Origin of the sequence: Paludibacterium purpuratum (genome assembly GCF_004363805.1) — a bacterium.
In the GTDB taxonomy this organism is placed as follows: domain Bacteria; phylum Pseudomonadota; class Gammaproteobacteria; order Burkholderiales; family Chromobacteriaceae; genus Paludibacterium; species Paludibacterium purpuratum.
Genome location: NZ_SNZP01000002.1, coordinates 264,546 through 289,461, shown reverse-complemented (window position 1 = coordinate 289,461; position 24,916 = coordinate 264,546). Strand labels below are relative to the sequence as shown.

At 58.5% G+C, this 24,916-nt stretch carries 22 protein-coding genes; 11 read left to right on the top strand and 11 right to left on the bottom strand.

Going from position 1 to position 24,916, the window contains the following annotated elements:
- Positions 1 to 28 precede the first annotated feature (28 nt).
- Positions 29 to 370 (top strand): hypothetical protein, encoded by a 342-nt coding sequence (locus DFP86_RS03280; protein WP_208108201.1) that lies wholly within the window; start codon positions 29 to 31, stop codon positions 368 to 370.
- Here DFP86_RS03280 and DFP86_RS03275 read toward each other — a convergent pair.
- The 6 genes from DFP86_RS03275 to DFP86_RS03250 form a co-directional block, all read right to left on the bottom strand.
- On the bottom strand, positions 367 to 1,380 hold the full coding sequence (locus DFP86_RS03275) for a tyrosine-type recombinase/integrase (RefSeq protein WP_133678576.1): 1,014 nt from the start codon (positions 1,378 to 1,380) through the stop codon (positions 367 to 369). The two genes, DFP86_RS03280 and DFP86_RS03275, sit on opposite strands and share 4 nt — an antisense overlap.
- A gap of 762 nt (positions 1,381 to 2,142) precedes the next feature.
- Entirely contained in the window at positions 2,143 to 2,610 is a 468-nt protein-coding gene (locus tag DFP86_RS03270; RefSeq protein ID WP_133678575.1) for a hypothetical protein, read from the bottom strand.
- 96 nt (positions 2,611 to 2,706) lie between these two features.
- Positions 2,707 to 3,600 carry a DMT family transporter gene (locus tag DFP86_RS03265; RefSeq protein WP_133678574.1) on the bottom strand — a complete coding sequence of 298 codons (894 nt, stop codon included), beginning with the start codon at positions 3,598 to 3,600 and terminating at the stop codon, positions 2,707 to 2,709.
- A gap of 1 nt (position 3,601) precedes the next feature.
- A complete protein-coding gene (locus DFP86_RS03260) occupies positions 3,602 to 4,342 on the bottom strand; it encodes a helix-turn-helix transcriptional regulator (protein ID WP_166642128.1) in 741 nt (246 codons plus the stop codon).
- A 403-nt stretch (positions 4,343 to 4,745) separates the two neighbouring features.
- Positions 4,746 to 6,119, bottom strand: a complete 1,374-nt coding sequence (locus DFP86_RS03255) for a tyrosine phenol-lyase (protein WP_133678572.1) — start codon at positions 6,117 to 6,119, stop codon at positions 4,746 to 4,748.
- A gap of 91 nt (positions 6,120 to 6,210) precedes the next feature.
- The gene (locus tag DFP86_RS03250; protein WP_133678571.1) at positions 6,211 to 6,414 is read right to left on the bottom strand and encodes a hypothetical protein; all 204 of its coding nucleotides are present in this window, start codon (positions 6,412 to 6,414) and stop codon (positions 6,211 to 6,213) included.
- 180 nt (positions 6,415 to 6,594) lie between these two features.
- On the opposite strand from DFP86_RS03250, the gene DFP86_RS03245 reads away from it, so the two are divergent.
- Positions 6,595 to 7,134, top strand: coding sequence for a phospholipase D family nuclease (locus tag DFP86_RS03245; protein WP_133678570.1), 540 nt, complete (start codon positions 6,595 to 6,597; stop codon positions 7,132 to 7,134).
- A gap of 101 nt (positions 7,135 to 7,235) precedes the next feature.
- Entirely contained in the window at positions 7,236 to 7,430 is a 195-nt protein-coding gene (locus DFP86_RS03240; RefSeq protein ID WP_133678569.1) for a hypothetical protein, read from the top strand.
- Positions 7,431 to 7,523: 93 nt separating this feature from the next.
- Here DFP86_RS03240 and DFP86_RS03235 read toward each other — a convergent pair whose 3' ends face one another.
- A complete protein-coding gene (locus DFP86_RS03235; protein ID WP_133678568.1) occupies positions 7,524 to 7,850 on the bottom strand; it encodes a hypothetical protein in 327 nt (108 codons plus the stop codon).
- Between the two features lie 129 nt (positions 7,851 to 7,979).
- The gene (locus tag DFP86_RS19415; protein WP_208108217.1) at positions 7,980 to 8,351 is read right to left on the bottom strand and encodes a helix-turn-helix domain-containing protein; all 372 of its coding nucleotides are present in this window, start codon (positions 8,349 to 8,351) and stop codon (positions 7,980 to 7,982) included.
- Between the two features lie 208 nt (positions 8,352 to 8,559).
- On the opposite strand from DFP86_RS19415, the gene DFP86_RS03225 reads away from it, so the two are divergent.
- The 3 genes from DFP86_RS03225 (at position 8,560) to DFP86_RS03215 (ending at position 11,805) form a co-directional block, all read left to right on the top strand.
- On the top strand, positions 8,560 to 8,955 hold the full coding sequence (locus tag DFP86_RS03225) for a hypothetical protein (RefSeq protein ID WP_133678567.1): 396 nt from the start codon (positions 8,560 to 8,562) through the stop codon (positions 8,953 to 8,955).
- A 427-nt stretch (positions 8,956 to 9,382) separates the two neighbouring features.
- Positions 9,383 to 9,829: an acyl-CoA thioesterase gene (locus tag DFP86_RS03220; RefSeq protein WP_133678566.1), complete on the top strand. Its 447-nt coding sequence runs from the start codon at positions 9,383 to 9,385 to the stop codon at positions 9,827 to 9,829.
- Between the two features lie 116 nt (positions 9,830 to 9,945).
- Positions 9,946 to 11,805 carry an ABC transporter ATP-binding protein gene (locus tag DFP86_RS03215; RefSeq protein WP_133678565.1) on the top strand — a complete coding sequence of 620 codons (1,860 nt, stop codon included), beginning with the start codon at positions 9,946 to 9,948 and terminating at the stop codon, positions 11,803 to 11,805.
- Between the two features lie 36 nt (positions 11,806 to 11,841).
- Here the strand turns inward: DFP86_RS03215 and DFP86_RS03210 are convergent, their stop codons facing one another.
- From DFP86_RS03210 to mnmH, 3 genes are all read right to left on the bottom strand, one after another.
- Entirely contained in the window at positions 11,842 to 12,492 is a 651-nt protein-coding gene (locus DFP86_RS03210) for an FMN-binding negative transcriptional regulator (RefSeq protein ID WP_133678564.1), read from the bottom strand.
- A 101-nt stretch (positions 12,493 to 12,593) separates the two neighbouring features.
- Positions 12,594 to 14,591 (bottom strand): bifunctional tRNA (5-methylaminomethyl-2-thiouridine)(34)-methyltransferase MnmC2/FAD-dependent 5-carboxymethylaminomethyl-2-thiouridine(34) oxidoreductase MnmC1, encoded by a 1,998-nt coding sequence (mnmC, locus tag DFP86_RS03205; RefSeq protein WP_133678563.1) that lies wholly within the window; start codon positions 14,589 to 14,591, stop codon positions 12,594 to 12,596.
- Between the two features lie 46 nt (positions 14,592 to 14,637).
- A complete protein-coding gene (gene mnmH / locus DFP86_RS03200) occupies positions 14,638 to 15,690 on the bottom strand; it encodes a tRNA 2-selenouridine(34) synthase MnmH (RefSeq protein ID WP_243729292.1) in 1,053 nt (350 codons plus the stop codon).
- Here mnmH and selD point away from each other — a divergent pair.
- The 5 genes from selD to DFP86_RS03175 all read left to right on the top strand — a co-directional run bounded on the left by selD (position 15,689) and on the right by DFP86_RS03175 (position 24,897).
- Positions 15,689 to 16,729 carry a selenide, water dikinase SelD gene (gene selD / locus DFP86_RS03195; RefSeq protein ID WP_133678562.1) on the top strand — a complete coding sequence of 347 codons (1,041 nt, stop codon included), beginning with the start codon at positions 15,689 to 15,691 and terminating at the stop codon, positions 16,727 to 16,729. The two genes, mnmH and selD, sit on opposite strands and share 2 nt — an antisense overlap.
- An 84-nt stretch (positions 16,730 to 16,813) precedes the next feature.
- Entirely contained in the window at positions 16,814 to 18,466 is a 1,653-nt protein-coding gene (locus DFP86_RS03190) for a methyl-accepting chemotaxis protein (protein WP_133678561.1), read from the top strand.
- Between the two features lie 91 nt (positions 18,467 to 18,557).
- Positions 18,558 to 21,137 carry an ATP-dependent chaperone ClpB gene (clpB, locus tag DFP86_RS03185; protein ID WP_133678560.1) on the top strand — a complete coding sequence of 860 codons (2,580 nt, stop codon included), beginning with the start codon at positions 18,558 to 18,560 and terminating at the stop codon, positions 21,135 to 21,137.
- Positions 21,138 to 21,325: 188 nt separating this feature from the next.
- Positions 21,326 to 23,491 carry a type I secretion system permease/ATPase gene (locus DFP86_RS03180; protein WP_243729291.1) on the top strand — a complete coding sequence of 722 codons (2,166 nt, stop codon included), beginning with the start codon at positions 21,326 to 21,328 and terminating at the stop codon, positions 23,489 to 23,491.
- Positions 23,488 to 24,897 carry an HlyD family type I secretion periplasmic adaptor subunit gene (locus tag DFP86_RS03175; protein ID WP_133678559.1) on the top strand — a complete coding sequence of 470 codons (1,410 nt, stop codon included), beginning with the start codon at positions 23,488 to 23,490 and terminating at the stop codon, positions 24,895 to 24,897. The genes DFP86_RS03180 and DFP86_RS03175 overlap by 4 nt, the downstream gene beginning before the upstream one ends.
- Positions 24,898 to 24,916 lie beyond the last annotated feature (19 nt).

Sequence of the window (24,916 nt, the reverse complement as noted above, 5' to 3'; positions counted from 1 at the left end):
GGCCCTCAGTATTTTTAGGGGGGCGGGAATGTCTATCGAAGAACGTGAAGAAATTCAGGATCAGCCGGAACGACCGGTCGACGTGGCGGCACTGGTGGCCAGCATCGATAAGCTGGTCACAACGATGTCGGTGAGGAATGCGCCGGCGCTGTGGAAGGCTGAAAATATCGGTGAATGGCTTGACCTATCGGAATACACGGTAAGCCATCATGTTGTGACGCAGCCGGGCTTTCCGGCCGCCATCCGCGCCACCGGCACGAAAGAGTGCCAGAAGCGCTGGTTTGCCGACGAGGTGATCGAGTGGGCTCGTAAATATCGCGGAGCACTTCCGGTGGGGCGACAGAATGGCAGGCGGCGGAAAGCTGCTTAATCAAGGCGCGTGGCAATGTCTGCCGCGTGCTCATTGTAGTAAATCATCAAACTGCGAATATCACGGTGCCCGATCATGCGGGCGAGATCGAGCACGTCTAGCTTCCTGGCCAGGCGCGACACCGCTTCATGTCGGGTATCGTGAAAACGTACACTCTCCAGTTCCGGGCAGGCCGGCAAGGCCTTGTCGCGGTACTTTCTAAATAGCGCATCCAGTGTTGCGCTCGTCAAGCCGAATACCGGTTCCCCCTTTTGCATATCTCCAGTGATCAGCAAGTTTAGAATTGTCGTGGCTGTCGATGAAAGCGGCACATTGCGCGCGTCGCCGTTTTTGGTCTCAAGCAGACGAGCATACCGCTTGCTCAGAAACACGCGCTCAGGCGCCAGCCCGATTATCTCGCCCGCCCGCATGCCTGTCTCGATCGCAAACAGCACCGCTAGCGCGACACGCTGGATCTTGTTCTCTGGCGTGGTCCAGCGCTCATAACCCATTTCGGCGATCAACGCATCGACCATCTTGTCCGTAATACGTTGCTCGCGAGGCGGCGGCTCGTTTGGACGCCTCACACCTCGCACTGGATTGATAGAACAGCACTTCCATTCCGTTCTGCATTCCTCGAACACGGCGGATAGCAGGTTCATTTCGCGGTTGACCGTACCGGGCGATACCTCTTTGGCGCGTTTATCACGCCAAGCCGAAATCTTGTCGTTGGTGATTTTGTCGACGGGCGTGGCAATGAAATCTAGCTCATCGATGAATTTATTCAGCCGGACTCTTTCCCACTTGTGGCCGCCCTTATGGGGCGAAACCTCGTCGCGGTATTTTTCCAGCGCTTGCGCCATTGTCTTGATGGACTTGACTGCTCGCAGCTTCCCGTCGAATATCTCCGCTTCGGTCTTTGTTGCCCAAGTGACGGCTTCGGCTTTTGTGTCGAACGTCGCGGACCGGCGGACGCCGTTCTTTGCCACTTCGGCGCGCCAGCTGTCCCCGCGTTTTCTGTAGGTTGCCATCTTGGCGTAATTCTTGGCGTAATCGATGGCAGGAATTTACGCCATTATGCACCACTACGCCACAAAGAGATCGGGGTGGCGGCTCTTGAAATGGACTAAAATGCAGGCTTAGCAGCACTTTCCGAAGTGTTGTACCAATATGCACAATCTGTGTTCGTGGCCTCTTACCGGCACCATCAGAACGAAGGGTTACAGGGGATGTTCCTGTAACCCTTTTTTCATTTCTGGCCAGCTAACCGCTGCCAAACGCGCGACTCGCCCCGAGCTGTTGTCCCCACCTCTGTATCGAACGATTTTCGGTTCAAAGCTATCCACCGCTGCGACAATTCCGGAAACGCTGTCGCGACGTGCCATTGCGGCGCGCCAAGCCTTCTTCCGTTGCGATTTGTTATCCAGATGGCGTATTGAAATATTCCATAATGCTGTATACCACGGGTGTATTATGGATTCGTCACGATTGAAGATCGTATCTGACACTCAAGCGTGCTGCGAAGAGGTTTAGCGTTTTCATCGAGGCGGGAAGCAGCCAGCTTGTAGATCGATGACGGCCGGCGTTCCAGTCCAGTGTGCTGGATTCATGATGCAACTTCCGAGACAAGAGGCTTAAGGAGTAACTGATGGGACTCTCATCGCTTGGCATCTTTGGTGTGGTTGCTGTCGTTGTTCTTTGTTACTGTTATTTGACCCGAGAAAAAGAATGATTGGCGATCATGCTGTGTCGCCAATCATTTTTTTATTAAAATTGCCATATTGTAAATATGTTTATATAAAATCAGAGGGCTTGAATAAACATCGGCCATAAGAGGCCTTGCTATACGCTCGTTCGGAATCATCCGCAGGCCAGTCAGGGGGGTAGGCCGGATGAGTCAGCCAGAAGCAGAGCGAGTCGGCATCGGGCGCGATGCTCCACTGATAAATGCCACTTCCCCTGTAATAGCAGACGGGCTGCCCATCGAGTAGTCCGATGGTTTGCAATCGTTGGGAGTACTCAGGCACTGATTGCATTTCCAACGGCGAAATTTGCTCGATGAAGGTTAGGTGGTGAACTCGGGCCTCGATGGCGTCAAATGCCGTGAAGCTAAGCTCAGGCGAGTAGGGTGGGGCGCTTTGTGCTAGTGCCAATAGCCGCTCCCATTCGCTTTGGGGGAGCTGATACTGAATGTGGTTGGATACAATTCTACAAAATTCACTTCTATTATTTTGCAATAATTGTAAGTCAGGGTAGGCCATGCTCGAACTCCAGTCGATTAAAGCTCAGTATGGCTATTTTGGCTTCCCCTCCGATTTTTGAGCAGAGGGGAAAACGACCTTATCTCTAAAAAAATTCTATGCTATCATCGCCGCTTTTTTTCTTTCGCTACGCCATTGCCCTAAATTTTGTGCGCTAGCATTGATGACCACTCCCAGCACGACAATGCATGAAAATAATACTTTCTGCGTGGTGACTTCCTCACCTAGTACAATATGTGAAAATAGCAAGGCAAAGGCGGGGACTAACAAGTAGCTGGGTGCACTTAATGTCAGTTGATTTTGACTTAATAATTGGGTCCAAAGACCGTAGCCAACCAGCGTTGTGATATAGCCTTGGAAGGCGATGGCAAGCCAGGCCTGGCGATCGATCTGCACCAGCGTGGCCAGCAGCGGTTTTCCGCTGGCCAAGTTGATTGCGAAGAGCAGCAGGGCCGAGGCCAGGCTGCCCCAGGCGACAAAAGCCAATGGGCGGTCGGTTTTTGAGATGCGTACCGACAGGTTTGCGAATGTCCAACTGAAAGCCGATCCCAGCACAAAGGCGATACCTGCGGTATTGATCCCGCCATCTCGTATTTTCGAAATAGCGTAAATGCCCGCCATCGCAATGCAACAACCCAGTATATTGAATTTATTCCATTTCTCTTTCAAAATCAGAATGCCACCCACTGCAGTAAAAAGAGCCCCGGCTTGCATAATGACCGATGAAATGCCGGCGTCAATGCCTGTTTTTAATCCCTTGAAAAATAGAAATAGTCCAAAAGAAAATGCAATGCCGTAGAGCAGTACGTATTTCCAATCTTTCCTGTTTATCTTTAAAAGTAAACAGGCGGGGAGCGCGGCAAAGGTTACTCGCAACATGGCTATTTCAACTGGGTCTATTTTGATGGCACTAATTTTCGCGGCAACGTAATTGAAACCAAAAATGCCTGTCGATAGAATGATCGTGATAATGATTTTGCTTGGATTCATATTATTCAATCAATAAATTATAAGTCATGTGATCTTTAAATATTGCGCGCGAAATGACGGACTGATACCCCATTTTTCTTGCTATATCCATCAAGTTCTGTTGGTTGAGGGCGCCAAACTTGTCTTTTAGCGATTCGACACGATTTTCTACCGTGCGAGTCGAGATATCGAAGATGTTGGCTATGCGCTTCACCGGAACACCACGCAGTAAAAGGCTTAGCACAGACAGTTCGCTTTCATTGAGAGAGATTTTTAACTCTTTTGACCTTTGAAAATGATCGAAGGATGCGGCAACCAACTTTTCGATTTTTACCGTTGGCTCGATACTCCATAGGATCTCGCTCCAGAAGGTCGTATCACAGGTCAAATCCTCCCCAGTGAATAAAATGATTGGATCTTTTCCATTAATGAGGGCCGGGAATTTTCGGAATTTATAGGCGCGCGGATCGCCACTGCGGTGTGGGTGAATGCTGCCCATGATAATTTTCTTTCGCTGCTGCAGTACGATCTGATCCTGCTCGTACATCATTTGCGACAGCACGGAAATGCCATTCGGCATGTCTCCTGACTTTTTCCCGATAATTTCCTCGCGATCCAGTCCATGAAAGTCGGCATAACTGGCGTTGACGTACAGGAAATTGTGATGGAGATCCTTGGCGCCGGCCATCTGGCCGACGCTTTCTAACTGATCGATGAAGTGCTCCAGCTCGGAAAAATACTTGAACGAGTAGGGAGGGTGCATTATGGTCTCCAATGGCAATGATATATGCAAAGAAAACAATTGGTTATCATGCATTATGCATATAAATTTGCCACAATATCCCTGCGATAGCAATTTGCCGCGGCGGCGTCATTTCGACCGGAGGAGGGTGTTTCCACCCACATTAAAACGGATGGTCAGCGTAGGGAAAATGGCCGCAGAGCCTTGTTTTTCCATGCTGTTAGGCGGAGAGACTACCTGTTGTACGGTTCCTTTTGCCAGTCCTATGTACCTGCTCTTCAGTGGATCTGGTATTTAGTACAGGTTCTGAATGAAAATCAGTTATCGAGCGATGCCGTGCCGTGGAATGGTTTTTTCAGCTGTCACGCAAAAAAAGCCCGCCATCGAAGTGGCGGGCCAAATCGCATGCCATTGGGAGAGGGGGTTACTTCAGCGGCTCGAAGCGCGCGGTGAAGAAGCGCAACAACCTCGGCTCATAAACCATCTTCAGCCCCTTGATCTGGTCGCGGCGCTTGAACAGGCTGATCACGCCCTCTGCAACGTCGTCCAGGTGTGCATAGGTGTATACCCGGCGCGGGATGGTCAGGCGCACCAGTTCAAGCTTCGGCTTGTGGTGTTCGCCGGTCTGCTTATTGCGGCCGGCCGAGACGATGCCGCGCTCCATGCTGCGCACGCCGGACTCTAGATAGAGCTCGGCCGCCAGCACTTGGGCGGGAAACTTCTCTTGTTCCAGATGCGGCAGGAAGGCTCGGGCATCCAGGAAGACCGCATGGCCGCCGACCGGGCGTACGATCGGTACGCCGGCCTCGGTCAACTTGTCGCCCAGGTAGCGGCACTGTGCAACGCGGTGCTGTATGTAGTGGTAATCCACCGACTCTTCGATCCCGCGCGCCATCGCTTCCATATCGCGTCCCGCCATGCCGCCGTAGGAGGGCATGCCCTCGAACAACACCACGATTTCCGTGGCGCGCTGGTACAGATCGTGATCGTTCATGCACAGGAAGCCGCCGATGTTGACCAGACAGTCCTTCTTGCCGCTCATGGTACAACCGTCGGCGTAGCTCATCATTTCATGAAGAATGTCGGCGATGCTGGCATCGCGATAGGCCTCTTCCCGTTCCTTGATGAAAAAGGCGTTTTCAACGCAACGGGTGGCGTCGAACATGACCGGAATTTTGTGGCGGCTGCACAGCGCTTTGACTTCGCGCAGGTTTTGCATGCTCACCGGTTGGCCGCCGGCGAGGTTGACGGTGACGGCCACGCAAACATAAGGGATCTTGTCGGCGCCGACGCGGTTGATGAGGTCTTGCAGCTTAGCTAGATCGACGTTGCCCTTGAACGGGTGGTCGAATTGGGAGTTGTGCGCTTCTTCGATGATGATGTCGACGAAGCTGGCGCCATTACGCTCCTGGTGCGCGCGGGTCGTGGTGAAGTACATATTGCCCGGCACGTAATCGCCATCTTCGATCATCAATGTCGATAGGATGTTTTCGGCGCCGCGCCCCTGGTGGGTCGGCACGATGTATTTAAAGCCGTAGTACTTACGCACGATATCTTGCAAGTGCAGGAAGTTGCGGCTGCCGGAGTAGGCCTCGTCGCCCATCATCATCCCCGCCCACTGATTGTCGCTCATGGCGGTCGTACCGCTGTCGGTCAGCAGATCGATGCCGACTTGCTCGGATTTCAGCAGGAAGGTGTTGTAGCCGGCCTCTTCGATGAAGGTCTGCCGCTGTTCGCGGGTGGTGACGGCAAAAGGCTCAACAACTTTGATCTTGTACGGTTCAGACGGGTAACGCATGTTCCACTCCTGAGTTGGGTTGAAGTTCTCTGCTGCTGCGCTGCTTTCGACAAGTGGTCTCGATTCGCCGGTGATGCCGGAAATTCGATTTTCATGAGCATATACTGTCAATCAATTGGAGTTCAATGGGTGTAACGTTGCTTTGTTGATGATAATCAATGAAACGATATGCCAATAATTTGGTATTAATTGGTTTTATATGGATGTCTTGCTTTTTGGCGTTGCGCGGATAGGCTAGTCCGCCCCATTGTGCCGCTGTTTTTTTATGCATTTTTAATGGCGCGCCATCTAGCATGAGACCATGCTCATGGCGATGGAGGCGCACAAATGAAACGTCGAAGGCGAATTGGTGGGTTCTGGGTTTTGCTGATGGTCGGCCTGGCGGCCCATGCATTGATTATCTCGGTGGCCGTCGAGCGCTGGTAACGCTGCCGGGTTGCTGGCTATCATGACGGCTTTTGTCGATGGAGCCGCCATGAAACGCACCTTACTGTTGTTGACTTTTCTCGCCCAGGCCGCGTTTGCCGCCACGCCGATTCCGCCGGGGGCAAGCTACGATCTGGGGTTTTCGCCGGGTGGCTCGTCATTGACCGTGGTGCAGAAAGGGATCGACAGCGCCAAGCAGGAAGTCCTGGTCGCGGCTTACGGTTTTACCAGCAAGCCGATTGCGCAGTCGCTGGTCGCGGCGGCGCGGCGCGGTGTGAAAGTCGCCGTCGTGGCCGATCGCAAGGCCAATCAGCCGGCGCAAAACGGCAAGTTCACCGCACTGTCCTACTTGGCGCAGCAGGGCATTCCCGTGCGGCTCAACGGCGAGTACGCCATCCATCACCACAAATTCATGGTGATCGACGGTAAGACGGTGGAAACCGGCTCGTTCAATTACAGCCAGGCCGCGGTAAAGGCCAATGCGGAGAACGTGTTGCTGTTGTGGAACGTGCCGGCGTTGGCCAGCGACTATACCCGCGAATGGAAGCGCCTATGGCAGGAGAGTCAACCGTTGCAGATCGGGCACTGAGCCGCGCCGCCGAACAACATTGTGCATTCGGTTTGACCGGGCTCAGAAACTGCAGGATTGGGTAGGCATAAGCTGAGACGGAAGCGTTTCAGGAGTCTGTCATGCAATTGTCGCAAATCAATCCGGAAACTGCCCAGGATCTGCTTCGGCTGTCGTTAGAGGCGGGGTCCGATCCGGACATCTGCATTCCCGATTGTTACCGCTGTTTCTTCGTCGCCAGCCAGCATGGCTGGCGTCTGAGCGACGAAGCCTTCGATGCCGTGATGTTGGCACAGGGCGTTCACTTCCGGCATTGACACCGCCAAGGCGTGTCTGTACGCGTTCTTCCCATCGAGTTCTTTGCGGCCGGTTTCTATCGACAATCGGGAAATAGTGGCGATTCAGCGGGCTTAGCGTTCGAATCCATGAAATTCGTGCCCATTCCGGATGTCCTCGTCGGCGCGTTTGATGCTGTATAGCAAGAACGGCACCTCGTGCAGCAAGGTCGTGGCCGGAATGCCTAGCGCCATAAGCTGCGCCAGCAGTGGATGGAGTGCCGCCAGCAGCGCGACGCGTGCGCGAGTGCAAGGCGTGAGTGCGGCTAGCTGTGCTTCCGTTCGCGCCTCGAGCGCATAACGGCCGGTGGATTCGTATGCTCGTTTCAGGGATGGAAAGCCGGAAATCAGTGAGCGTAGGGTGGATAACGCTTCTGCGTCGAATCGGTCGGTCGAAATCATTGAGTCGATCATGCCAATACAAGTGGCCAAAGCGGGCGCAATGATTGCGACCGCTTTGGGCTGCCGTGTTCTGTTCAATGGAGCGGATGCCCCGCGCCGGATCGCTGACCCGGCGCGGGGCATCATAGTTTAGTTTGGCTGATTCAACAATGCTTCTGCGGCTGCGGATAGTTTGGCGGCTTCGCGGGCCAGATTTTCGCTAGCGCGTAGCAGCGTCTGGATACGCTCCACATTGCTGCGCATCGACTCGGTGTCCAGTTCGCCGCTGGCGATGGCCTTGACGACCGGTGCATTATCAGTGGTGATGCCATCCAACTTTATGCCCAGCTGATAGCGCAACCGGAGCAACTCCATGACCGGTTTGGGTATGCGACGATCGTTTTCGTAGCGCGAGCCACCCGATTGGGTGACGCCGATGGCGCTCCAAAACTCTTGTTGATTCAGATCCAATTGGACGCGCAGGGCGCGCGGATCGAAAGAGACGTTATTTTCCGAACTCATGGGGTAGACCTCATTCTGGATGTACAACTTTTTTAATGTTTATCTGTCCGCCGGGGCTCTTTTTTTTGGCGGGCTCCCAGGGACAGTTGTTTCGCTCGACGCATATCCTACATCGACTTAATACGATGGGTAATTATGTTTCACGGATATTGCATTGCATATGTTGCAAATGCGCAATATCTAGATGAGATAATGACTTTGGTATCAATTGGAATGGCTGGATATGCTTTTGGAATGGCTGGAGGAGAAATGCAAAGGAGTGGCCTCGCCGGCCACCCCAGGGGAACATCGATCAGAACTCGTCTTCGCAGCGCTCGGCGAGAAACCGGGCATCGTCGCGGTCGTGGGCACGCTGTCGAACCTTTTGCTGCCTGGACCTTTCCGCTTCGTTGAGCTGTGGCTTGGCCACAGCATACAGAAAGCTTTCATGTTGGTCGCGCGCCTGTTTGCGGCGCACGCTGAGGGGGATACGCGAAATCATCCTGGTACCTCACTGTCGGTTGATTACCAACTACAGCCCCAAAACGCCGGCACTCCCGTGCCGGGGAGCGGCTCGATTCGACTGTGCACAGGCTACAGTCATGAAAAGCCGATCCGTCAATAGATAAAGTGACTCGTTTTTTCTCGTTTGTAAAGCAGGAATTTCTGTCCGAATGGCAAATGTTGTGTCCGCGACGCTCTTTACTCCAATATCATGATCAATAGATTGATGATAGTCTGGCTGTAAGACAGTGCGATGACAATTGAGGGGGCGCTGCGGGCATTTGAACATCCGGTCTGCACACTTTTAACTGTTAGCAGGCTTTCGTCGTGATGCCAAATCGATCTGCGGATAAAAAAAAGGAGCCCCTTGTGGGGGCTCTGAATTGCACCTTCGCTCAGGAGACTGGGAGCATGACTCCCAGTCATATCAAAGCGGCGAAAACCGCCGCTTGACCTGATATGAGTATGCGCTGGCGCACGTCGGTGTACTAGATGGATTCATGGGTGTTTGCTTGACTAATTGTGATTAAATGTTTCGTAGAGGGACCATGGAAAAACGTTATCCGGAAATCGGCCGTCGCAGTATCGTCATGCGTTGGGGCGACATGGACGCCATCGGCCATCTGAACAATACCTATTATTTCCGCTATCTCGAACAAGTGCGGGTCGAATGGCTCGACAGTATCGGTCACGGCATCCGCCCGGGGGCGATCGGGCCGGTGATCGCCGCGACGTCGTGTACCTTTCGGCGCCAATTGAGTTATCCGGCGACAGTGGAGATCACGTTGGAGTTGGAGCGACTGGGGCACAGCAGTATCACGCTGCGCCATCATTTCTACCTGCAAGACGATCCGGAAACGGTCTATGCCTATGGCGACGTGACCCTGGTGTGGGTCGACTATCGCAGCGGACAAGCCGTCGCGCTGCCAGAGGACTTGCGTGCCTTACTGGCGCCGCAGGCTGCCGCATTGAAAAAAATGTCGGAAAAAGATTAAACCTAGCGTGCGCTAAGCTTTCGTCTTGCGCACGCCTTGCGGATAGGCTAATGTCATCGTCCCTTTAACCCCTAGGTCTGGCGCTCACAAGGTGCCTGCGACAGGAGCGATCTTTTATGTTTTCCTGGTTCGAACGCCGGATAGATCCCTATCCGGAATCCCCACCCGAGCAGCCTCCGCGCGGCTTCTTCTCTTTTATCTGGTTCTGCACCCGTAGCATGCGCGGGCTGATCGTCGCTATGACATTGTTGACGGCGAGCATCGGCGCTTTCGAGGCCTTGCTGTTCGCCATGCTAGGCTCGGTGGTCGACTGGTTGGCCAAGGTGCCGCCGCACATGTTGTGGCAGCATGAACGCGGCAATCTGCTGCTGCTGGCGGCCATCTTACTGGCTAGCCCGCTGGTGGTGGCCGTGCAGGCAATGTGTAAATACCAGGGGCTGTTCAGCAACTTTCCGATGCGTTTGCGCTGGAATTTCCACCGCCATCTGCTTGGCCAGAGCATGAGTTTCTACCAGGACGAGTTTGCCGGGCGGGTTTCCGCCAAGGTGATGCAGACCGCGCTGGCCGTGCGCGATACCGTGATGATCGTGACCGATATCCTGGTCTTCGTGCTGATCTACTTCCTCACCATGATCGGCGTGGTCGGACATTTCGATACCATGCTGTTGTGGCCATTTATGGCATGGCTGCTGGTCTACGTGCTGACCTTGGGCTATTTCGTGCCGCGGTTGGGCAAGGCGGCCACCTTGCAGGCCGACGCCCGCAGCCTGATGACTGGGCGCATTACCGACGCCTACGCCAATATCGCCACAGTCAAGCTGTTCTCCCATGGCCAGCGCGAGGCGCGCTTCGCCCGTAGCGCTATGCAGGAATTTATGAGCACGGCCTACCGCCAAATGCGCCTGGTCAGCGGTTTCGAAGTCGTCAATCAGATCAGCAGCGTGCTGTTGATCGCCGCGACTTCGGGTCTGACGCTTTGGTTGTGGGTGCATGGCCAGGTCGGCGTGGGCGCGGTGGCTGCCGCCACGGCCATGGCGCTGCGGCTCAATGGCATTTCGCATTGGATCATGTGGGAAATGTCCAGCCTGTTCGAGAATATCGGCACGGTGCAGGACGGTATTCACACCCTGTCGCGGCAGGTGGCGATCACCGATCGTCCCGATGCGCAGCCATTGCGGGTGTCTAGCGGCGAAATCCGTTTTGAGAACGTCGATTTCGGCTATGGCAGCGACAAAATGGTGATCGATGGCCTGAATCTGACTATCCGCCCGGGAGAGAAAATCGGGCTGGTCGGCCGTTCCGGCGCCGGCAAGTCGACTATCGTCAATCTGCTGTTACGCTTTTACGATGCCGATGGCGGCCGTATCCTGATCGACGGCCAGGATATTCGTGCGGTGAAGCAAGACAGCCTGCGGGCCCAGGTGGGCATGGTGACGCAAGATACGTCGTTGTTGCACCGCTCGGTGCGCGACAATCTGCTGTACGGCCGTCCCGATGCCAATGACGAAGCCATGCTGGCGGCAGCGCGCCGCGCCGAGGCGCACGACTTCATTCTGACGCTGGCCGATCCGAAGGGGCGTACCGGCTATGATGCCCACGTCGGCGAACGCGGGGTGAAACTGTCCGGCGGTCAACGGCAACGTGTTGCCATCGCACGGGTCATGCTGAAGGATGCGCCGATCTTGTTGCTCGACGAGGCGACCAGTGCGCTGGATTCTGAAGTCGAAGCCGCGATTCAGGACAGCCTGTACAGCCTGATGGAAGGCAAGACCGTGGTGGCGATCGCTCACCGGCTGTCGACCATCGCCGCCATGGACCGACTGATCGTGCTCGATCGCGGCCAGGTGGTCGAGGAGGGGACGCATCAGCAGTTGCTGGCGCGCGGCGGTCTCTATGCCCGGCTTTGGGCGCATCAGAGCGGCGGTTTTCTCGGCGCCGAGGATGAGGACGAACTCGCTACCACGCAAATGGGGTAATAGGTATAAGCGGCCGCTCCTGCGGCCGCTTATACATCACGAACGTGGTGTGCCCTGCGCGTTTTTTGCGTGGGCGACGATGCGCGACATCTCGCATTTGCCGACCCGTTGCATATTCTCCGCGACGCTCTGCCGGTCGCGATCATCCTTGTTCTGGCTCGCCTTGGTGATGCCGATCGTCTGGGTGATCTCGATCTCGATCGCCACAATCTCCTTCAGCAGCGCATCGATATAATCCGCGGCCGAGTCCGACATCTTCCAGGGCTTTGTCTCCTGCACCCGCGCTTCGTTGCTGCGCGTCAGCCGCGCCACAATCCCACGCACCACTTTCTCGTCATCGATTGCGCGGAAGTGGCCGCGTACATGCACGACCTGGTAATTCCAAGTCGGCACTTGGCGATGGAACTCGTGCTTGCTTGGGTACCAGTTCGGAGACACATAGGCATCCTCGCTGCGGAACACCACCAGGACCTCCGCACCGTTTGCCAGCGCCTTCCAGATCGGATTCGCGCGGGAGACGTGCGCACGCAGTAGGCCGCCACGCGCCGACGGCACATACTCGAACGGAATGTGAATCGCATCGATGCGGCCATTCACACAATACGACAGACTGCCTAGAGGAAACTGCTCGATGACGCGCGTCAGCTCCAGCTCGCGCGACTCCTCAAATGCTTCCGGGATATACATAAAGACTCCATCCACCCATTCATTGACGTTTTGCCGAAAATGATATTGCGGCGCCTGGGGCGGTCATAGAGCCACTTTATGTTTTTTACGGCAGGCCAGCCTCACAAGTATTCCGCCGGGTCGATTTTGCCGCGGATAAGACGACGCCATGCAAAACGATTCGGATGCAAGGCCTGCATCAGCGCACTCGACAGCGGGGCCGGCTCGCCTTCGATCTGCGCGGCGAGGATTTCGCCCGATAACGGTGCGGTGATCATGCCGCGCGAACCGTGCGCGGTGTTGACGTATAGGCCCGGCGCCCAGGGGGCAGGGGTGGTCGGCTTGTGCGAGGCGTCGAGCGCCAGCGAGGCGTAGGTGCGGACAAAATCGCGCAACGGCACCACCGGACCGATCAGCGGCAGGTAGTCGGGGCTGGTGCAACGCCAGGCGGCGCGCCCGCCTAGCCGGGTGATGTCCAGTGTGTCGGCATGGGTGGCGTGATGCAGCGCGGGTGCCATGGCGAGTAGCATGTCCAGATTTTCCTGATGCTCCTCGGCGGTCAACTGCAAATGATCGACATTGAACTTGAAACTGGCCCCCAGGGTGTGCATGCCTTGCAGGGCCGGTGCGATATAGCCTTCGTGGCACAGCACGGTGCGCAGTACTTGGCTATCGGCCGTGGCCGGCAGATGGGTGACTTGGCCGCGGATACGCTTGAGCGGTAGATGACTGGTGCTATCGAAGGCGGCGCTGTCGGCGGCGCCTGCCAGCACCACCACGGTGCCCAACGCCATCGCGCCCGATTCGCCGCAAACGATCCATTGGCCTTCCGATTCGCTGCGCGACAGCTCAAGCACCGAGGTGTCGGTTCTGATCTCGATATTGGGGTGCTCGCATAGCGCCCGCGCCAGGGCGGGCGGATGCAGCCAGCCGGCATGCGGGAAGAACAGGCCGCCTTGCGGCAGTTCGATACCGGCGCGCTGGCTGGCGGCTTCGCGGTTCAACCATTCGATCCAGTCGCCTGCCAGACCGCTGGCGAGCAGCGCCTGTTGCTTCTGGCGCTCGTCGTCGTCCACCGGCAGTTGCAGGACGCCGGTTTGGCTCCAGGCCTGCGGTTGGTCGGCGAACCACTGTTGCAACAACATCAGCGAATAGCGGTAGCCGGCGAGCACCAGTTGGGTCAGCGGTGTGCCGTGTGCCGATAAGCGCGCATACAGGATACCTTGAACGTTGCCCGATCCCTCGCGAGCCAGCGTCGGATGCCGTTCGATCAGGGTGACCTGCCAGCCGCGATTGGCCAAGCTCCTGGCGCTAGCCGCACCGGCTACGCCGCCGCCGACGACGACGGCGCGCCGTTCGGCGTCGGCCGGCAGGCGCGGGTACGCAAACCAGGGGGCCTGCCAGGCGGGCGGCGTACCGTTGCCTTGGAAAACACCACGGCTCATCTCGCGTTTGCTGCCGTAGCCGGCGACCTTTTCCACCGCGAATCCCGCCTGCTGCAGACCTCGGCGCACGAAACCGGCACTGGTGAAGGTGGCGAAGCTCGCGCCCGGCGCGGACAGTTGTGCCATGGCCCCGAATAGCATGTCGGACCACATGTCGGGGTTTTTGGCCGGCGCAAAGCCGTCCAGAAACCAGGCATCGATCCTGGCATCGATTTGTGGCAGACATTGAACGGCATCGCCGACGATCAGGGTGAGGCAGACACGCCCCTGGTCGAGTACGAAACGGTGCCAGCCCGAGGGGGGCGCTGTGTAGCGGGCACACAGTTCGTCGGCTTCGCGGGCCAGATCCGGCCAGAGTGCCAATGCCCGTTTCAAATCGGCCGCCGCGAGCGGAAATTTTTCCACCGTCACGAACGACAGACGGGCGTCGGCCGGTGCGTGCCGACGAAAGCTCTGCCAAGCGCAGAGGAAGTTCAATCCAGTGCCGAAGCCGGTTTCGCCGATCGTGAACACCTGGTTTGCCTGCAAGGCGGCAAAGCGTTCGGGCAGCCGATTGTTGTCGACGAAAACATGGCGGGTTTCTTCCAGGCCGCTGTCGCGAGAAAAGTACACGTCGCCAAAGGCCGTGGAGTAGGGCAGCCCGTCAGGCCAGTCGAGTTGTGCGGTTTGCGTCATGAGGGTCTGCGAAAAAATGAAATGGAAAACATCAGCCTCTTCTGGTCTATAGCATAGACGCCGCGTGTCCGAGTGCCGATTCGCCGATATCGGCCAAGCTCAGTGTCCGCGTCTCGACAGTGAAGTGCTTGCCGGTGGCGCGCAGGTAGAGCGGATCGTAGTGTCGTTCGAGCAAGACCTGCACCAACTCGGCATAGCGTCCTGCCTGGATCAGTGCGTGCCAGGTTTCCCACTGCTCGCGCGGATAGAGCGTCTTCAAGCGGTCGAGCTGCTGTTGCAGTAGCGCGGGATTCTCGGTCAGGAAGGCATAGTCTTGCAGCAGGAAGCGCACCCGTTCCGGTAACGGCACAACGAGCCGGATCGAGGGCGCGCAGTGCATCGCGGCCAACAGGGCATTGGGTAGGGTCAGTCGGCCGATATGGCGGCTTTCGGCTTCAACGTAGACCGGTTGAGCCGGATCGAAAGCGGCCAGCGCTTGGCAGAGCCCGGTTTCAAACGCTTTTTGGCTCGGCTGGGTCTGGCCGGGCACCTGTCCCAAAACCGAGCCTCGATGACACGCCAGCCGTTCCAGATCCAGCACCTGTCGGCCTTGGTACGCGAGCGCGTCCAGCAAGCGGCTTTTGCCGGAACCGGTCGGCCCGGTCAATACGCGGAAATCGATGTCGGCCGGTAGACGGTCGAGGTCGGCCAATACCTGCTGCCGGTAGCCCTTGTAGCCCTTTTCCAATTGGTGCGCGGCCCAGCCGACTTGTCCGAGAACCAGCGCCATCGCAGCGGAACGCTGGCCGCCGCGCCAACAATAGATCAGCGGGCGCCAGGATTTCGGACGATCATGAAAGCGACTCTCTATATGGTGTGCGATATTGCGCGCCACCAGCGCGGCGCCAACTCTGCGCGCAGCGAACGGCGATTGCTGGCAGTACAGCGTACCGACGCGTGCACGCTCGTCGTCGTCGAGTACCGGGCATGAAGATGCGCCGGGAATATGATCTTCGGCAAATTCACTTGGCGAGCGTACGTCGATAATCTCGTCAAATTCACCGAGCTGTGCTAGGGTCGCGACCTTGAAAAACATGGCTTCAGTGGAGGTGTACGGCATGGCCGATATTAAATTGACGCAATTGTCGCATGGCGGCGGTTGCGGGTGCAAAATCGCTCCCGCCGTTCTGCAATCGATTCTGGCCGACGCGCGCGACAAAACGCCGTTTCCCGACCTGCTTGTCGGCCTGGATACCAGCGATGACGCGGCGGTCTATCGGCTCAACGACCAGCAGGCCATCGTCGCCACCACCGATTTCTTCATGCCGATCGTCGACGACGCGCGCGATTTCGGCCGCATCGCCGCCACCAACGCACTATCCGATATCTATGCCATGGGCGCCACCCCGATCATGGCGTTGGCCATCGTCGGCATGCCGGTCAACGTGCTGCCGCTCGACACCATCCGTGCCATCCTGGCCGGCGGCGAGTCGGTTTGCGCCGAGGCCGGTATCCCCATCGCCGGCGGGCACTCCATCGACTCGCCGGAACCGATCTACGGTCTGGTGGCGCTCGGCGTCGTTCATCCAGACCGGCTCAAGCGCAACAGTGCCGCGCGCGATGGCGACGTCCTGATTCTCGGCAAACCGCTCGGCATCGGCATCCTGGCCCAGGCGATGAAGAAGGGATTGCTTGACCGGGCGGGCTACCGCGCTTTGATCGAGGTCACCACGCAGCTCAACCGGATCGGCAGCGAATTGGCCGCGCTCGACGGTGTGCACGCGCTGACCGACGTCACCGGCTTCGGGTTGCTGGGGCACTTGCTGGAGCTGTGCCGTGGTGCCGGACTCAGTGCGCGACTCGACCTATCGACCTTGCCGATCATGCCGAGTGCACGGCCATTTGCCGAACAGGGCATCGGCCCGGGAGCCATCGAACGCAATTTACAGAGCTTTGCCGCCGACTTGGACTGCGCGCCGGACTTACCCGATTGGCAACGCAGACTCTTGGCCGACCCGCAGACCAGCGGTGGTTTGCTGGTCAGTGTGGCGCCGGAGCTTGCCAACGAAGTGCTACAACGGTTTCATGCCAGCGGTTTTCGCGATGCCGCAGTGATCGGATGGCTTGCACCGGGTACGGCGCAGGTCATTGTTCGCTAAAAACGCTGGAATAAAGCGTAAGTGCAGCGAAAGGCTGCTATGAACAAGGTGTAGCGAGGGCATACTTTGGGAGAGGGCTCTGTTATGAAAAACCTGACGGTGAGACAGGTATTGTTGTTGATTGCGGCGGTGGGGATCGTGGGCGTGTTGCTGGTGGCGGGGTTCGGCGCCTATCAGCTCAAGGCGCAACAAGCTAGAGCGGTGGCGGCTTTCGCCCGAGAAGGACAAGGCATGCATGTGCTGCTGGAGGTCGAGTCCGCCAATCTGGAGTTCAAGAAGCAAGTGCAGGAGTGGAAAGACACGCTGCTGCGCGGTAACGATCCCGCTAAATTCGATAAGTATTTCGGTAATTTCCAGACGCGCGAAGCCGCCATGGACGACCATTTGCACAAAGCGCAGGACGGCCTGAAGTCGCTGGAGCGTACCGATCTGGCCGGCGAGATCGACGGGCTGTTGGCGACGCACCAGGCTTTTGGCCAGAAATACCGCGAGGCGTTGAGCCATTACGATAAGGCCGACCCGAATGCCGCACATGTGGTCGACAAGCTGGTCGCCGGCATGGATCGGCCGATGACCGATGCCTTGAGTGCCTACGCGCAGAAGATAGAGAAAGCCTCGCTGCAGTCGTCCGACGAAGAGATCGCGGTGCTGAGTACGACTTTCGGCCAAGCGTTGATTGTGTTCGGCATTGCGCTGGCATTGGTGGTGGTCGCGGTGCTGGCGATCGCCGTGGTCGCCACGCGCACGATTCTCGCCCAGTTGGGCGGCGAACCGAGCGACGGCGCGCGGGTCGCGCATGCCATGGCCTCGGGCAACTTGGCGGTTGCCATCGCCAGCCAGGGCGGCAGCGATAGCCTGATGGCCTCGATGGAGACCATGCGCCAGGGCTTGCGTCAGATCGTCGGCAATATGCGTGCGGTGTCGGAGGGCTTATCGACCGCGGCGGACCAGCAGGCGCGGGTTTCGTCTCAAGTATCCCATAGCTCGCACCAGCAGTCCGAGTCGGCGGCAAGCGTCGCCGCGGCGATCGAGCAGATGTCGGCCAGTATCCAGCATGTTTCCGATAGCGCGCGCGAGGTGAAGGTCATCTCCGAAAACATGAAATCGCTATCGGGCGAGAGCGGTGCCATGCGCACCATGGTGGCCGATATGCAATCGCTGTCCAATTCGGTGTTGTCGGCGCAGGAGATGATTCGCGAGTTGGGCGCGCAGTCGCAACAGATTCAGAGCATCGTGCTGGTGGTGCGCGATATCGCCGACCAGACCAATCTGTTGGCACTGAATGCCGCCATTGAGGCGGCACGAGCCGGTGAACAGGGGCGCGGCTTTGCCGTCGTGGCCGACGAGGTGCGTAAGCTCGCGGAGCGTACCGCTTCTTCGACCGTGGAAATCTCGCAAATGGCGGAAAAGATTCAATCCGGTGCCGATGCCGCCATCCATGGCATGGAAGGCGCTGCGAAACTGGTCAAGGACGGTTCCGATCGCGCGGGACAGGCGGTGTTGTCGGTACAAGACATCAACGGCGGTGCCGAGCAGATGATTGCCGGCGTGAGTTCCATCTCCCATGCGCTGTCGGAGCAGAGCGTCGCCAGCCAGGAGATATCGTCCAGCATCGAGCGCATCGCTCAGAGCACTCAGGAAAACACTACGGTGGTGGACTCAGCCTCGCAGGCGGCCGTTCGTCTGGCGCAGTTGGCCAAGGATCTACAGACCGAAATCGGAAAATTCACAGTATGACTATGTAGTATGCGGCATGCCTTAACGCGCTCTTGAAATGTGCTGAGCTCCGCCCAAACTAGGGGGTATCAACGAATGACAGGAGTGCACGATGCGCTACGACAAACTGACGACCAAACTACAGCAGGCGCTGGGGGATGCTCAGAGCCTGGCGATTGCGCGCGAATGCGGATTTATCGAGCCGGCCCATCTGCTGCTTAGCATGCTGGACGATGCCGAGAGCGGCATGGCCGGCCTGTTGGCGCGTGCTGGCGTCAATGTGCCAGGCCTCAAGCTTGCGGTGAAGAGCCTAGTCGAGCGCTTGCCGAAAGTGCAGGGCATCGGCGGCGAGATCACCGTGTCGCGCGACTTGGCCAATCTACTGAACTTGGCCGACAAGGCCGCCATGAAGCGCGGCGACGAGTTTGTCGCCAGCGAAATGATTCTGTTGGCGTTAGCCCAGGACAAAAGCGAGCTCGGCCGCTTGTTCAAGGAGCACGGCGCGAGCCCGGCCGCGATTGAAGCGGCCATCGACGCGGTGCGCGGCGGTCAGAACGTGGCGTCGGCCGATGCCGAAAGCCAGCGCGAAGCGCTGAAAAAATACACCCTCGATCTGACCGAGCGCGCCCGGCAAGGCAAGCTCGACCCCGTCATCGGTCGCGACGACGAAATCCGCCGCGCCATCCAAGTGTTGCAGCGCCGTACCAAAAACAATCCCGTGCTGATCGGCGAGCCCGGCGTCGGCAAGACCGCCATTGTCGAGGGGTTGGCCCAGCGTATCGTCAACGGCGAAGTGCCGGAAGGGCTCAAGCACAAGCGCTTGTTGGTGCTCGATCTGGCCGCTTTGCTTGCCGGCGCCAAATACCGCGGCGAGTTCGAGGAACGGTTGAAGGCCGTGCTTAGCGACCTGGCCCAGGATGAGGGCAATACCCTGATCTTCATCGACGAGATCCATACCTTGGTCGGCGCGGGCAAGGCCGAGGGCGCGATCGACGCCGGCAATATGCTCAAGCCGGCGCTGGCGCGCGGCGAATTGCACTGCCTGGGCGCCACCACGCTTGACGAGTACCGTAAGTACATCGAAAAGGACGCCGCGTTGGAACGCCGCTTCCAGAAAGTCTTGGTGGGCGAGCCGACGGTGGAAGACACCATCGCCATCTTGCGCGGCTTGAAGGAAAAATACGAAATCCACCATGGCGTCGACATTACCGACCCGGCCATCGTCGCCGCGGCCGAGCTGTCGCAGCGCTACATTACCGACCGTTTCCTGCCGGACAAGGCGATCGACTTGGTCGACGAAGCGGCCAGTCGCATCAAAATGGAGCTCGATTCCAAGCCGGAAGAGATGGATCGGCTCGACCGTCGCATGATTCAACTCAAGATCGAGCGCGAGGCGGTTCGAAAGGAAAGCGATGAGGCTTCGGTTAAGCGCTTGGGACTGATCGAGGAAGAAATCGGGCGTCTGACCCAGGAGTACTCGGATCTGGAGGAAATCTGGAAAGCCGAGAAGGCCAGCGCGCAGGGCAGTCAGAGCATCAAGGAGGAAATCGACCGCCTGAAAAACGAAATGGAAGAGCTTAAGCGCAAGGGCGATTGGCAGAAGTTAGCGGAGATGCAATACGGCCGACTGCCGCAGCTGGAGGCCCAGCTCAAGGATGCGGAGGCTTCGGGCGATGGCCGGGATGCGCGTCAACATCGGCTGCTGCGCACTCAAGTCGGCACCGAGGAAATCGCCGAGGTCGTGAGCCGTATGACGGGTATCCCGGTTTCCAAAATGCTGACTGGCGAGCGCGAAAAGCTGCTGCACATGGAAGACGCTTTGCATCAGCGCGTGATCGGTCAGGACGAGGCGGTCCGGGTGGTGTCGGACGCCATCCGCCGCTCGCGCTCCGGGTTGGGCGACCCGAATCGGCCTTACGGCAGCTTCTTGTTCCTCGGGCCGACCGGTGTCGGCAAGACCGAACTTTGCAAGGCGCTGGCCGGGTTCCTGTTCGATTCGGAGGATCACCTGATCCGCATCGACATGTCCGAGTATATGGAAAAGCATGCCGTGGCACGGTTGATCGGCGCGCCGCCGGGCTATGTCGGTTACGAGGAGGGCGGCTATCTGACCGAGCAGGTCCGTCGCAAACCCTATAGCGTGATCCTGCTCGACGAAGTCGAGAAAGCGCATCCGGATGTGTTCAATATCCTGCTGCAAGTGCTGGACGATGGCCGTCTGACCGACGGCCAGGGGCGCACGGTGGATTTCAAGAATACCGTGGTGGTGATGACCTCCAATATCGGCAGCCAGCAGATCCAGTCCATGTCCACCGACGATTATCAGGTGATCAAGCTGGCGGTGATGGCGGAGGTCAAGAGCTATTTCCGGCCGGAGTTCGTCAACCGTATCGACGACGTGGTGGTGTTCCACGGCCTGGACGAGCGGCATATCCAGTCGATCGCCCGCATTCAGCTCAAGGCCTTGGAAGCGCGGCTGGCCAAGCTCGATCTCAATCTGCAAATCAGCGACAAGGCGCTTGCGCTGTTGGCCGATACCGGCTTCGATCCGGTCTACGGCGCGCGACCGCTCAAGCGGGCGATTCAGAACGAGATCGAGAACCCGCTGGCACGCGCCATCCTCGGCGGCAAATATGCGCCCAAGGATACCGTGCTGATCGATGCGCGCGGCGAGCAGCTGGTCTTCGACTAAATCTTGCCGTTTGTTTTTGACAGCCCACCGGCTTGCCGGTGGGCTTTTTTCTTGTCGTGCTGACAGACTTGTCGGGAAATACAGAAAACGATTTCATGCTCTATTGCTAGTCTTGTAAGCGTCTGTTTATTATCGAGTACAGAAAGTTAACTCTGTATTTGATAACGTTTACAAAAGACGGAATAACTGTGATCGATTTCCCCCCCCATGCCGAGCCAGTACAAGTACTGCGACCGAAAGAACCCGGACAGGATCCGTTGCGTGCATGCCTGCTGGCCCTGGCGCAACACTACGGCCTGCCGCCGCAGCCGGAAACCGTTTTCAATGGCCTGCCCGAAGCCGAGGGCAAACTGACCCCTTCGTTGTTCGTGCGGGCTGCCGACCGGCTAGGCCTGACGGCGCGCATCGCGCGTATGCCGGCGACGGATTGGCGGCCGGAACTGCTGCCGGTCGTGTTGCTGTTGCAGGACGATCAGGCGTGCCTGCTCGATCGCTGCGACGAGCAGGGCTACGCACATATCCGCACCCCCACGCTCATCGACGGCACGAGTCGTCTGCTGCAGTCGGAGTTGGCCGAGCGCTATAGTGGCCTGTGCATTCTGGTCAAGCCGCGTTATCAGCCTGAGCGCCGCGCCGCGGCGGCAGCGGATGGCCATTGGTTCTGGCTTGCTGTGAGGAAAGGCTGGCCGCTTTATCGGGATGCATTCCTCGCCGCGTTCTTGATCAACCTGTGCGCGCTCGCGGTGCCGATCGTCACCATGAACATCTACGACCGCGTGGTGCCGAACCTGGCGTTCTCCACGCTGTGGGTGCTGGCCGTCGGCGCGGGTTTGGTGCAGGTGTTCGACTTTCTGCTCAAGCTCGCACGCTCGCATTTGCTCGACTTGGCCGGCAAGCGTATCGACATCGACTTGTCGGCGCGCATCATGGAGCGCGTGTTGGGCTTGCGTCTCGAGCATCGGCCGCCTTCGGTCGGGGCCTTCGCTGCCAACTTGCGTGCCTTCGAATCGGTGCGCGACTTCATCGCCTCGAGTTCGGTGGCGACCCTGGTCGATCTGCCGTTCACGCTGATTTTCGTGCTGATTCTATTGTGGTTGTCGCCTTGGTTCGCGGTGCCGGTCATCCTGGCTGCCGGGTTGATGTTGTTGCAAGCGTGGTTCGCCGCCAGCCGCATGCGCACCCTGTCCGAATCGACGCTGCGCGCATCCGCCGAGCGCAATGCCTTGTTGATCGAGAGCCTGACCGGGCTTGAGACCATCAAGTCGCAGTCCGCCCAGGGCGTACAGCAAGCGCGTTGGGAGCGCAGTACGCATTATCTGGCGCAGACCGGCGCGCGCTTGAAGATCCTGTCGGCACTGACCAGCCACTTTGCGGGCTTCGTGCAGCAGACGACTTATCTCGCCACGCTGGTGCTCGGGGTCTACCTGATTCTCGACGGCCGCACGAGTGCGGGGGGCATCATCGCCGCCGGCATGCTGTCCTCGCGCGCAACGGTGCCGCTTTCTCAATTGGTCAACCTGCTGACGCAATATCACCAGGCGCGCGCCTCGCTCGCGTCGGTCGAGTCGGTGATGCGGCTGCCCACCGAACGCGATAGCGCCATGGTTTATGCGCCACGCGCACCTTTCGCCGGCGGCATCGAACTTAAAAACGTGGAATTCGGTTATCCCGGCGCCAAATTGTCGGCGCTCTCCGGCGTATCGCTGCGTATCGTGCCCGGCGAGCGCGTAGCGATTCTCGGCAGCATCGGTTCCGGCAAGAGCACCATCCAGAAGCTGATCATGGGGTTGTATCAACCGAGCGCGGGCACGGTGTTGATCGACGGCATCGATCTGCGTCAGATCGACCCGGACGAGTTGCGGCGCGAGGTTGGTTACGTGCCGCAAGAAAGCCTGCTGTTGTCCGGCTCGTTGCGACACAACCTGACGTTGGGCCGGCCGGAGGTACCGGTGGGGCGTCTGCAACGGGCGCTCAACATCGCCGGCCTCGGCCGGTTCGTCAACCAGCATCCCGACGGCTTCGACATGCCGATCGGCGAGCGCGGCGCCACCTTGTCCGGCGGTCAACGGCGCGCGCTATGCGTCGCCCGCGCCTGGGTCGCCGAGCCCACGATCCTGCTCATGGATGAACCCACCAGCAATATGGACCCGGGGCAGGCCCGGCGCATGATCCAGGCATTGTCCGGCGTGATGGCCGGTAAGACGCTGCTGGTCGTGACGCATCAGGCCGATGTGCTCGAGTTGGTCGATCGCATCATCGTGATCGAGGGCGGCAGGGTGGTTGCCGACGGTCCGAAGAAGCAGGTGCTCGACGCGCTGACGCCCCCGGCCATGCAGAAGGAGGCGCAGGCATGAACCGCTTGTTGAGAAGTGTTGGCCAATCCATGCAGTCTGTGCGTCTGCGCGTCGCCCCTTGGCTCGACAAATTAATGCAATGGGCATCGGGACGCGAACTGGCGGATCGCATCGATTTCGCGGCGGATGCCGAGTGGGCCCGGTTGCAGCAACATCCGGCACGCCCGCGTCTGTTCATTCTCAGCAGCCTCGGTTTGCTGTTCTCTGCGCTGGCTTGGGCCGCCTTGGCCGAGATCGACGAAGTGGCGCGCGGCGAGGGCAAGGTCGTGCCCTCTTTCCAGAACCAGCACATCCAGAGCCTGGATGGCGGCATCGTCGAACAGATCCTGGTGCGCGAGGGGCAAAAAGTCGCGCAGAACCAATTGCTGTTGCGCATCGACAGTACGCGGGCCGAGTCGTCGCTACAGGAAAACCGCGCTCAGTACCTGGCCTTGCAGGCCAAGGCCGCGCGCCTGCGCGCACTGGCCAACGCACAGGCTTTCGAGATGCCCGAGGTCGTACTGCGTGACGCGCCCGAAGCGGCCAGGCAGGAAACGGCGCTGTTTCATTCTCGGCAAACCGAGCTCAACGCCTCGCTATCGATTGCCCGCGCCCAGCGTGGGCAGCGCCAGCAGGAGTTGACGGAGGTGCGGGCGAGACTGGAGCAGGCCGAGCAGCACTTCCGCCTGGTTCAACAGGAATGGGAGGTCACCGTGCCGCTCAAGGCCTCCGGCGCGGTATCCGAAGTCGATTTGATGCGCCTGGAGCGCGATGTGGCCCGTGCCCGCGGCGAGCGCGACGCCGCCCGCGCACAGACTGCCCGTTTGCAGGCGAGCATTGGCGAAGCGGCACGCAAGATCGAGGAAGTGGAGTTGAGCTTCCGCAATGCCGCCAGCAGCGAGTTGTCGGAAGTGATGGCACGCCTCGATAGCCTGTCGGCCGGCCACATCGCCTTGCAAGACAAGGTTCGGGTGACCGAGGTGCGCGCGCCGGTGGCCGGCGAAATCAAACGCTTGTATCTGAATACCGTCGGCAGCGTGGTGCAACCGGGCAAAGACATTGTCGAACTGGTGCCCGCCGAGGACGCCTTGTTGGTGGAGGCGCGCGTCTCGCCGCGCGACATCGCCTTTATCCACCCGGGGCAGGCGGCCCGGCTACGTTTCACCGCCTACGACCATACCGTTTACGGCGCGCTCGATGGCGAGGTACGAGAGATCAGTGCCGATAGTCTGAGCGATGAAAAAGGCCTGCCGTATTACTTGGTCAAGGTCCGCACCCGGACGCCGGCCGGCGATAAGCGCAAGGCCTGGCGCATCATCCCGGGCATGGTGGTGGAGGTCGATATTGTCACCGGACATAAAAGCATTTTGTCCTATTTGACGAAGCCCATCCTGCGCGCCAAGACCGAGTCTTTGACCGAACGCTAAATCCCGTTCGATTTTCATC

Bases quoted from the DNA above. Each gene is read 5' to 3' on its own strand.
- selD (WP_133678562.1), top strand. From the start codon at position 15,689: ATGGCCGATATTAAATTGACGCAATTGTCGCATGGCGGCGGTTGCGGG.
- DFP86_RS19415 (WP_208108217.1), bottom strand. From the start codon at position 8,351: ATGAGTTCGGAAAATAACGTCTCTTTCGATCCGCGCGCCCTGCGCGTC.
- DFP86_RS03255 (WP_133678572.1), bottom strand. From the start codon at position 6,119: ATGCGTTACCCGTCTGAACCGTACAAGATCAAAGTTGTTGAGCCTTTT.
- DFP86_RS03190 (WP_133678561.1), top strand. From the start codon at position 16,814: ATGAAAAACCTGACGGTGAGACAGGTATTGTTGTTGATTGCGGCGGTG.
- DFP86_RS03235 (WP_133678568.1), bottom strand. From the start codon at position 7,850: ATGATTTCGACCGACCGATTCGACGCAGAAGCGTTATCCACCCTACGC.
- DFP86_RS03275 (WP_133678576.1), bottom strand. From the start codon at position 1,380: ATGGCAACCTACAGAAAACGCGGGGACAGCTGGCGCGCCGAAGTGGCA.
- DFP86_RS03270 (WP_133678575.1), bottom strand. From the start codon at position 2,610: ATGGCCTACCCTGACTTACAATTATTGCAAAATAATAGAAGTGAATTT.
- DFP86_RS03250 (WP_133678571.1), bottom strand. From the start codon at position 6,414: ATGCTAGATGGCGCGCCATTAAAAATGCATAAAAAAACAGCGGCACAA.
- clpB (WP_133678560.1), top strand. From the start codon at position 18,558: ATGCGCTACGACAAACTGACGACCAAACTACAGCAGGCGCTGGGGGAT.
- DFP86_RS03265 (WP_133678574.1), bottom strand. From the start codon at position 3,600: ATGAATCCAAGCAAAATCATTATCACGATCATTCTATCGACAGGCATT.
- DFP86_RS03220 (WP_133678566.1), top strand. From the start codon at position 9,383: ATGGAAAAACGTTATCCGGAAATCGGCCGTCGCAGTATCGTCATGCGT.
- DFP86_RS03210 (WP_133678564.1), bottom strand. From the start codon at position 12,492: ATGTATATCCCGGAAGCATTTGAGGAGTCGCGCGAGCTGGAGCTGACG.
- DFP86_RS03245 (WP_133678570.1), top strand. From the start codon at position 6,595: ATGAAACGCACCTTACTGTTGTTGACTTTTCTCGCCCAGGCCGCGTTT.
- DFP86_RS03215 (WP_133678565.1), top strand. From the start codon at position 9,946: ATGTTTTCCTGGTTCGAACGCCGGATAGATCCCTATCCGGAATCCCCA.
- DFP86_RS03175 (WP_133678559.1), top strand. From the start codon at position 23,488: ATGAACCGCTTGTTGAGAAGTGTTGGCCAATCCATGCAGTCTGTGCGT.
- DFP86_RS03260 (WP_166642128.1), bottom strand. From the start codon at position 4,342: ATGCACCCTCCCTACTCGTTCAAGTATTTTTCCGAGCTGGAGCACTTC.
- DFP86_RS03240 (WP_133678569.1), top strand. From the start codon at position 7,236: ATGCAATTGTCGCAAATCAATCCGGAAACTGCCCAGGATCTGCTTCGG.
- mnmC (WP_133678563.1), bottom strand. From the start codon at position 14,591: ATGACGCAAACCGCACAACTCGACTGGCCTGACGGGCTGCCCTACTCC.
- mnmH (WP_243729292.1), bottom strand. From the start codon at position 15,690: ATGCCGTACACCTCCACTGAAGCCATGTTTTTCAAGGTCGCGACCCTA.
- DFP86_RS03280 (WP_208108201.1), top strand. From the start codon at position 29: ATGTCTATCGAAGAACGTGAAGAAATTCAGGATCAGCCGGAACGACCG.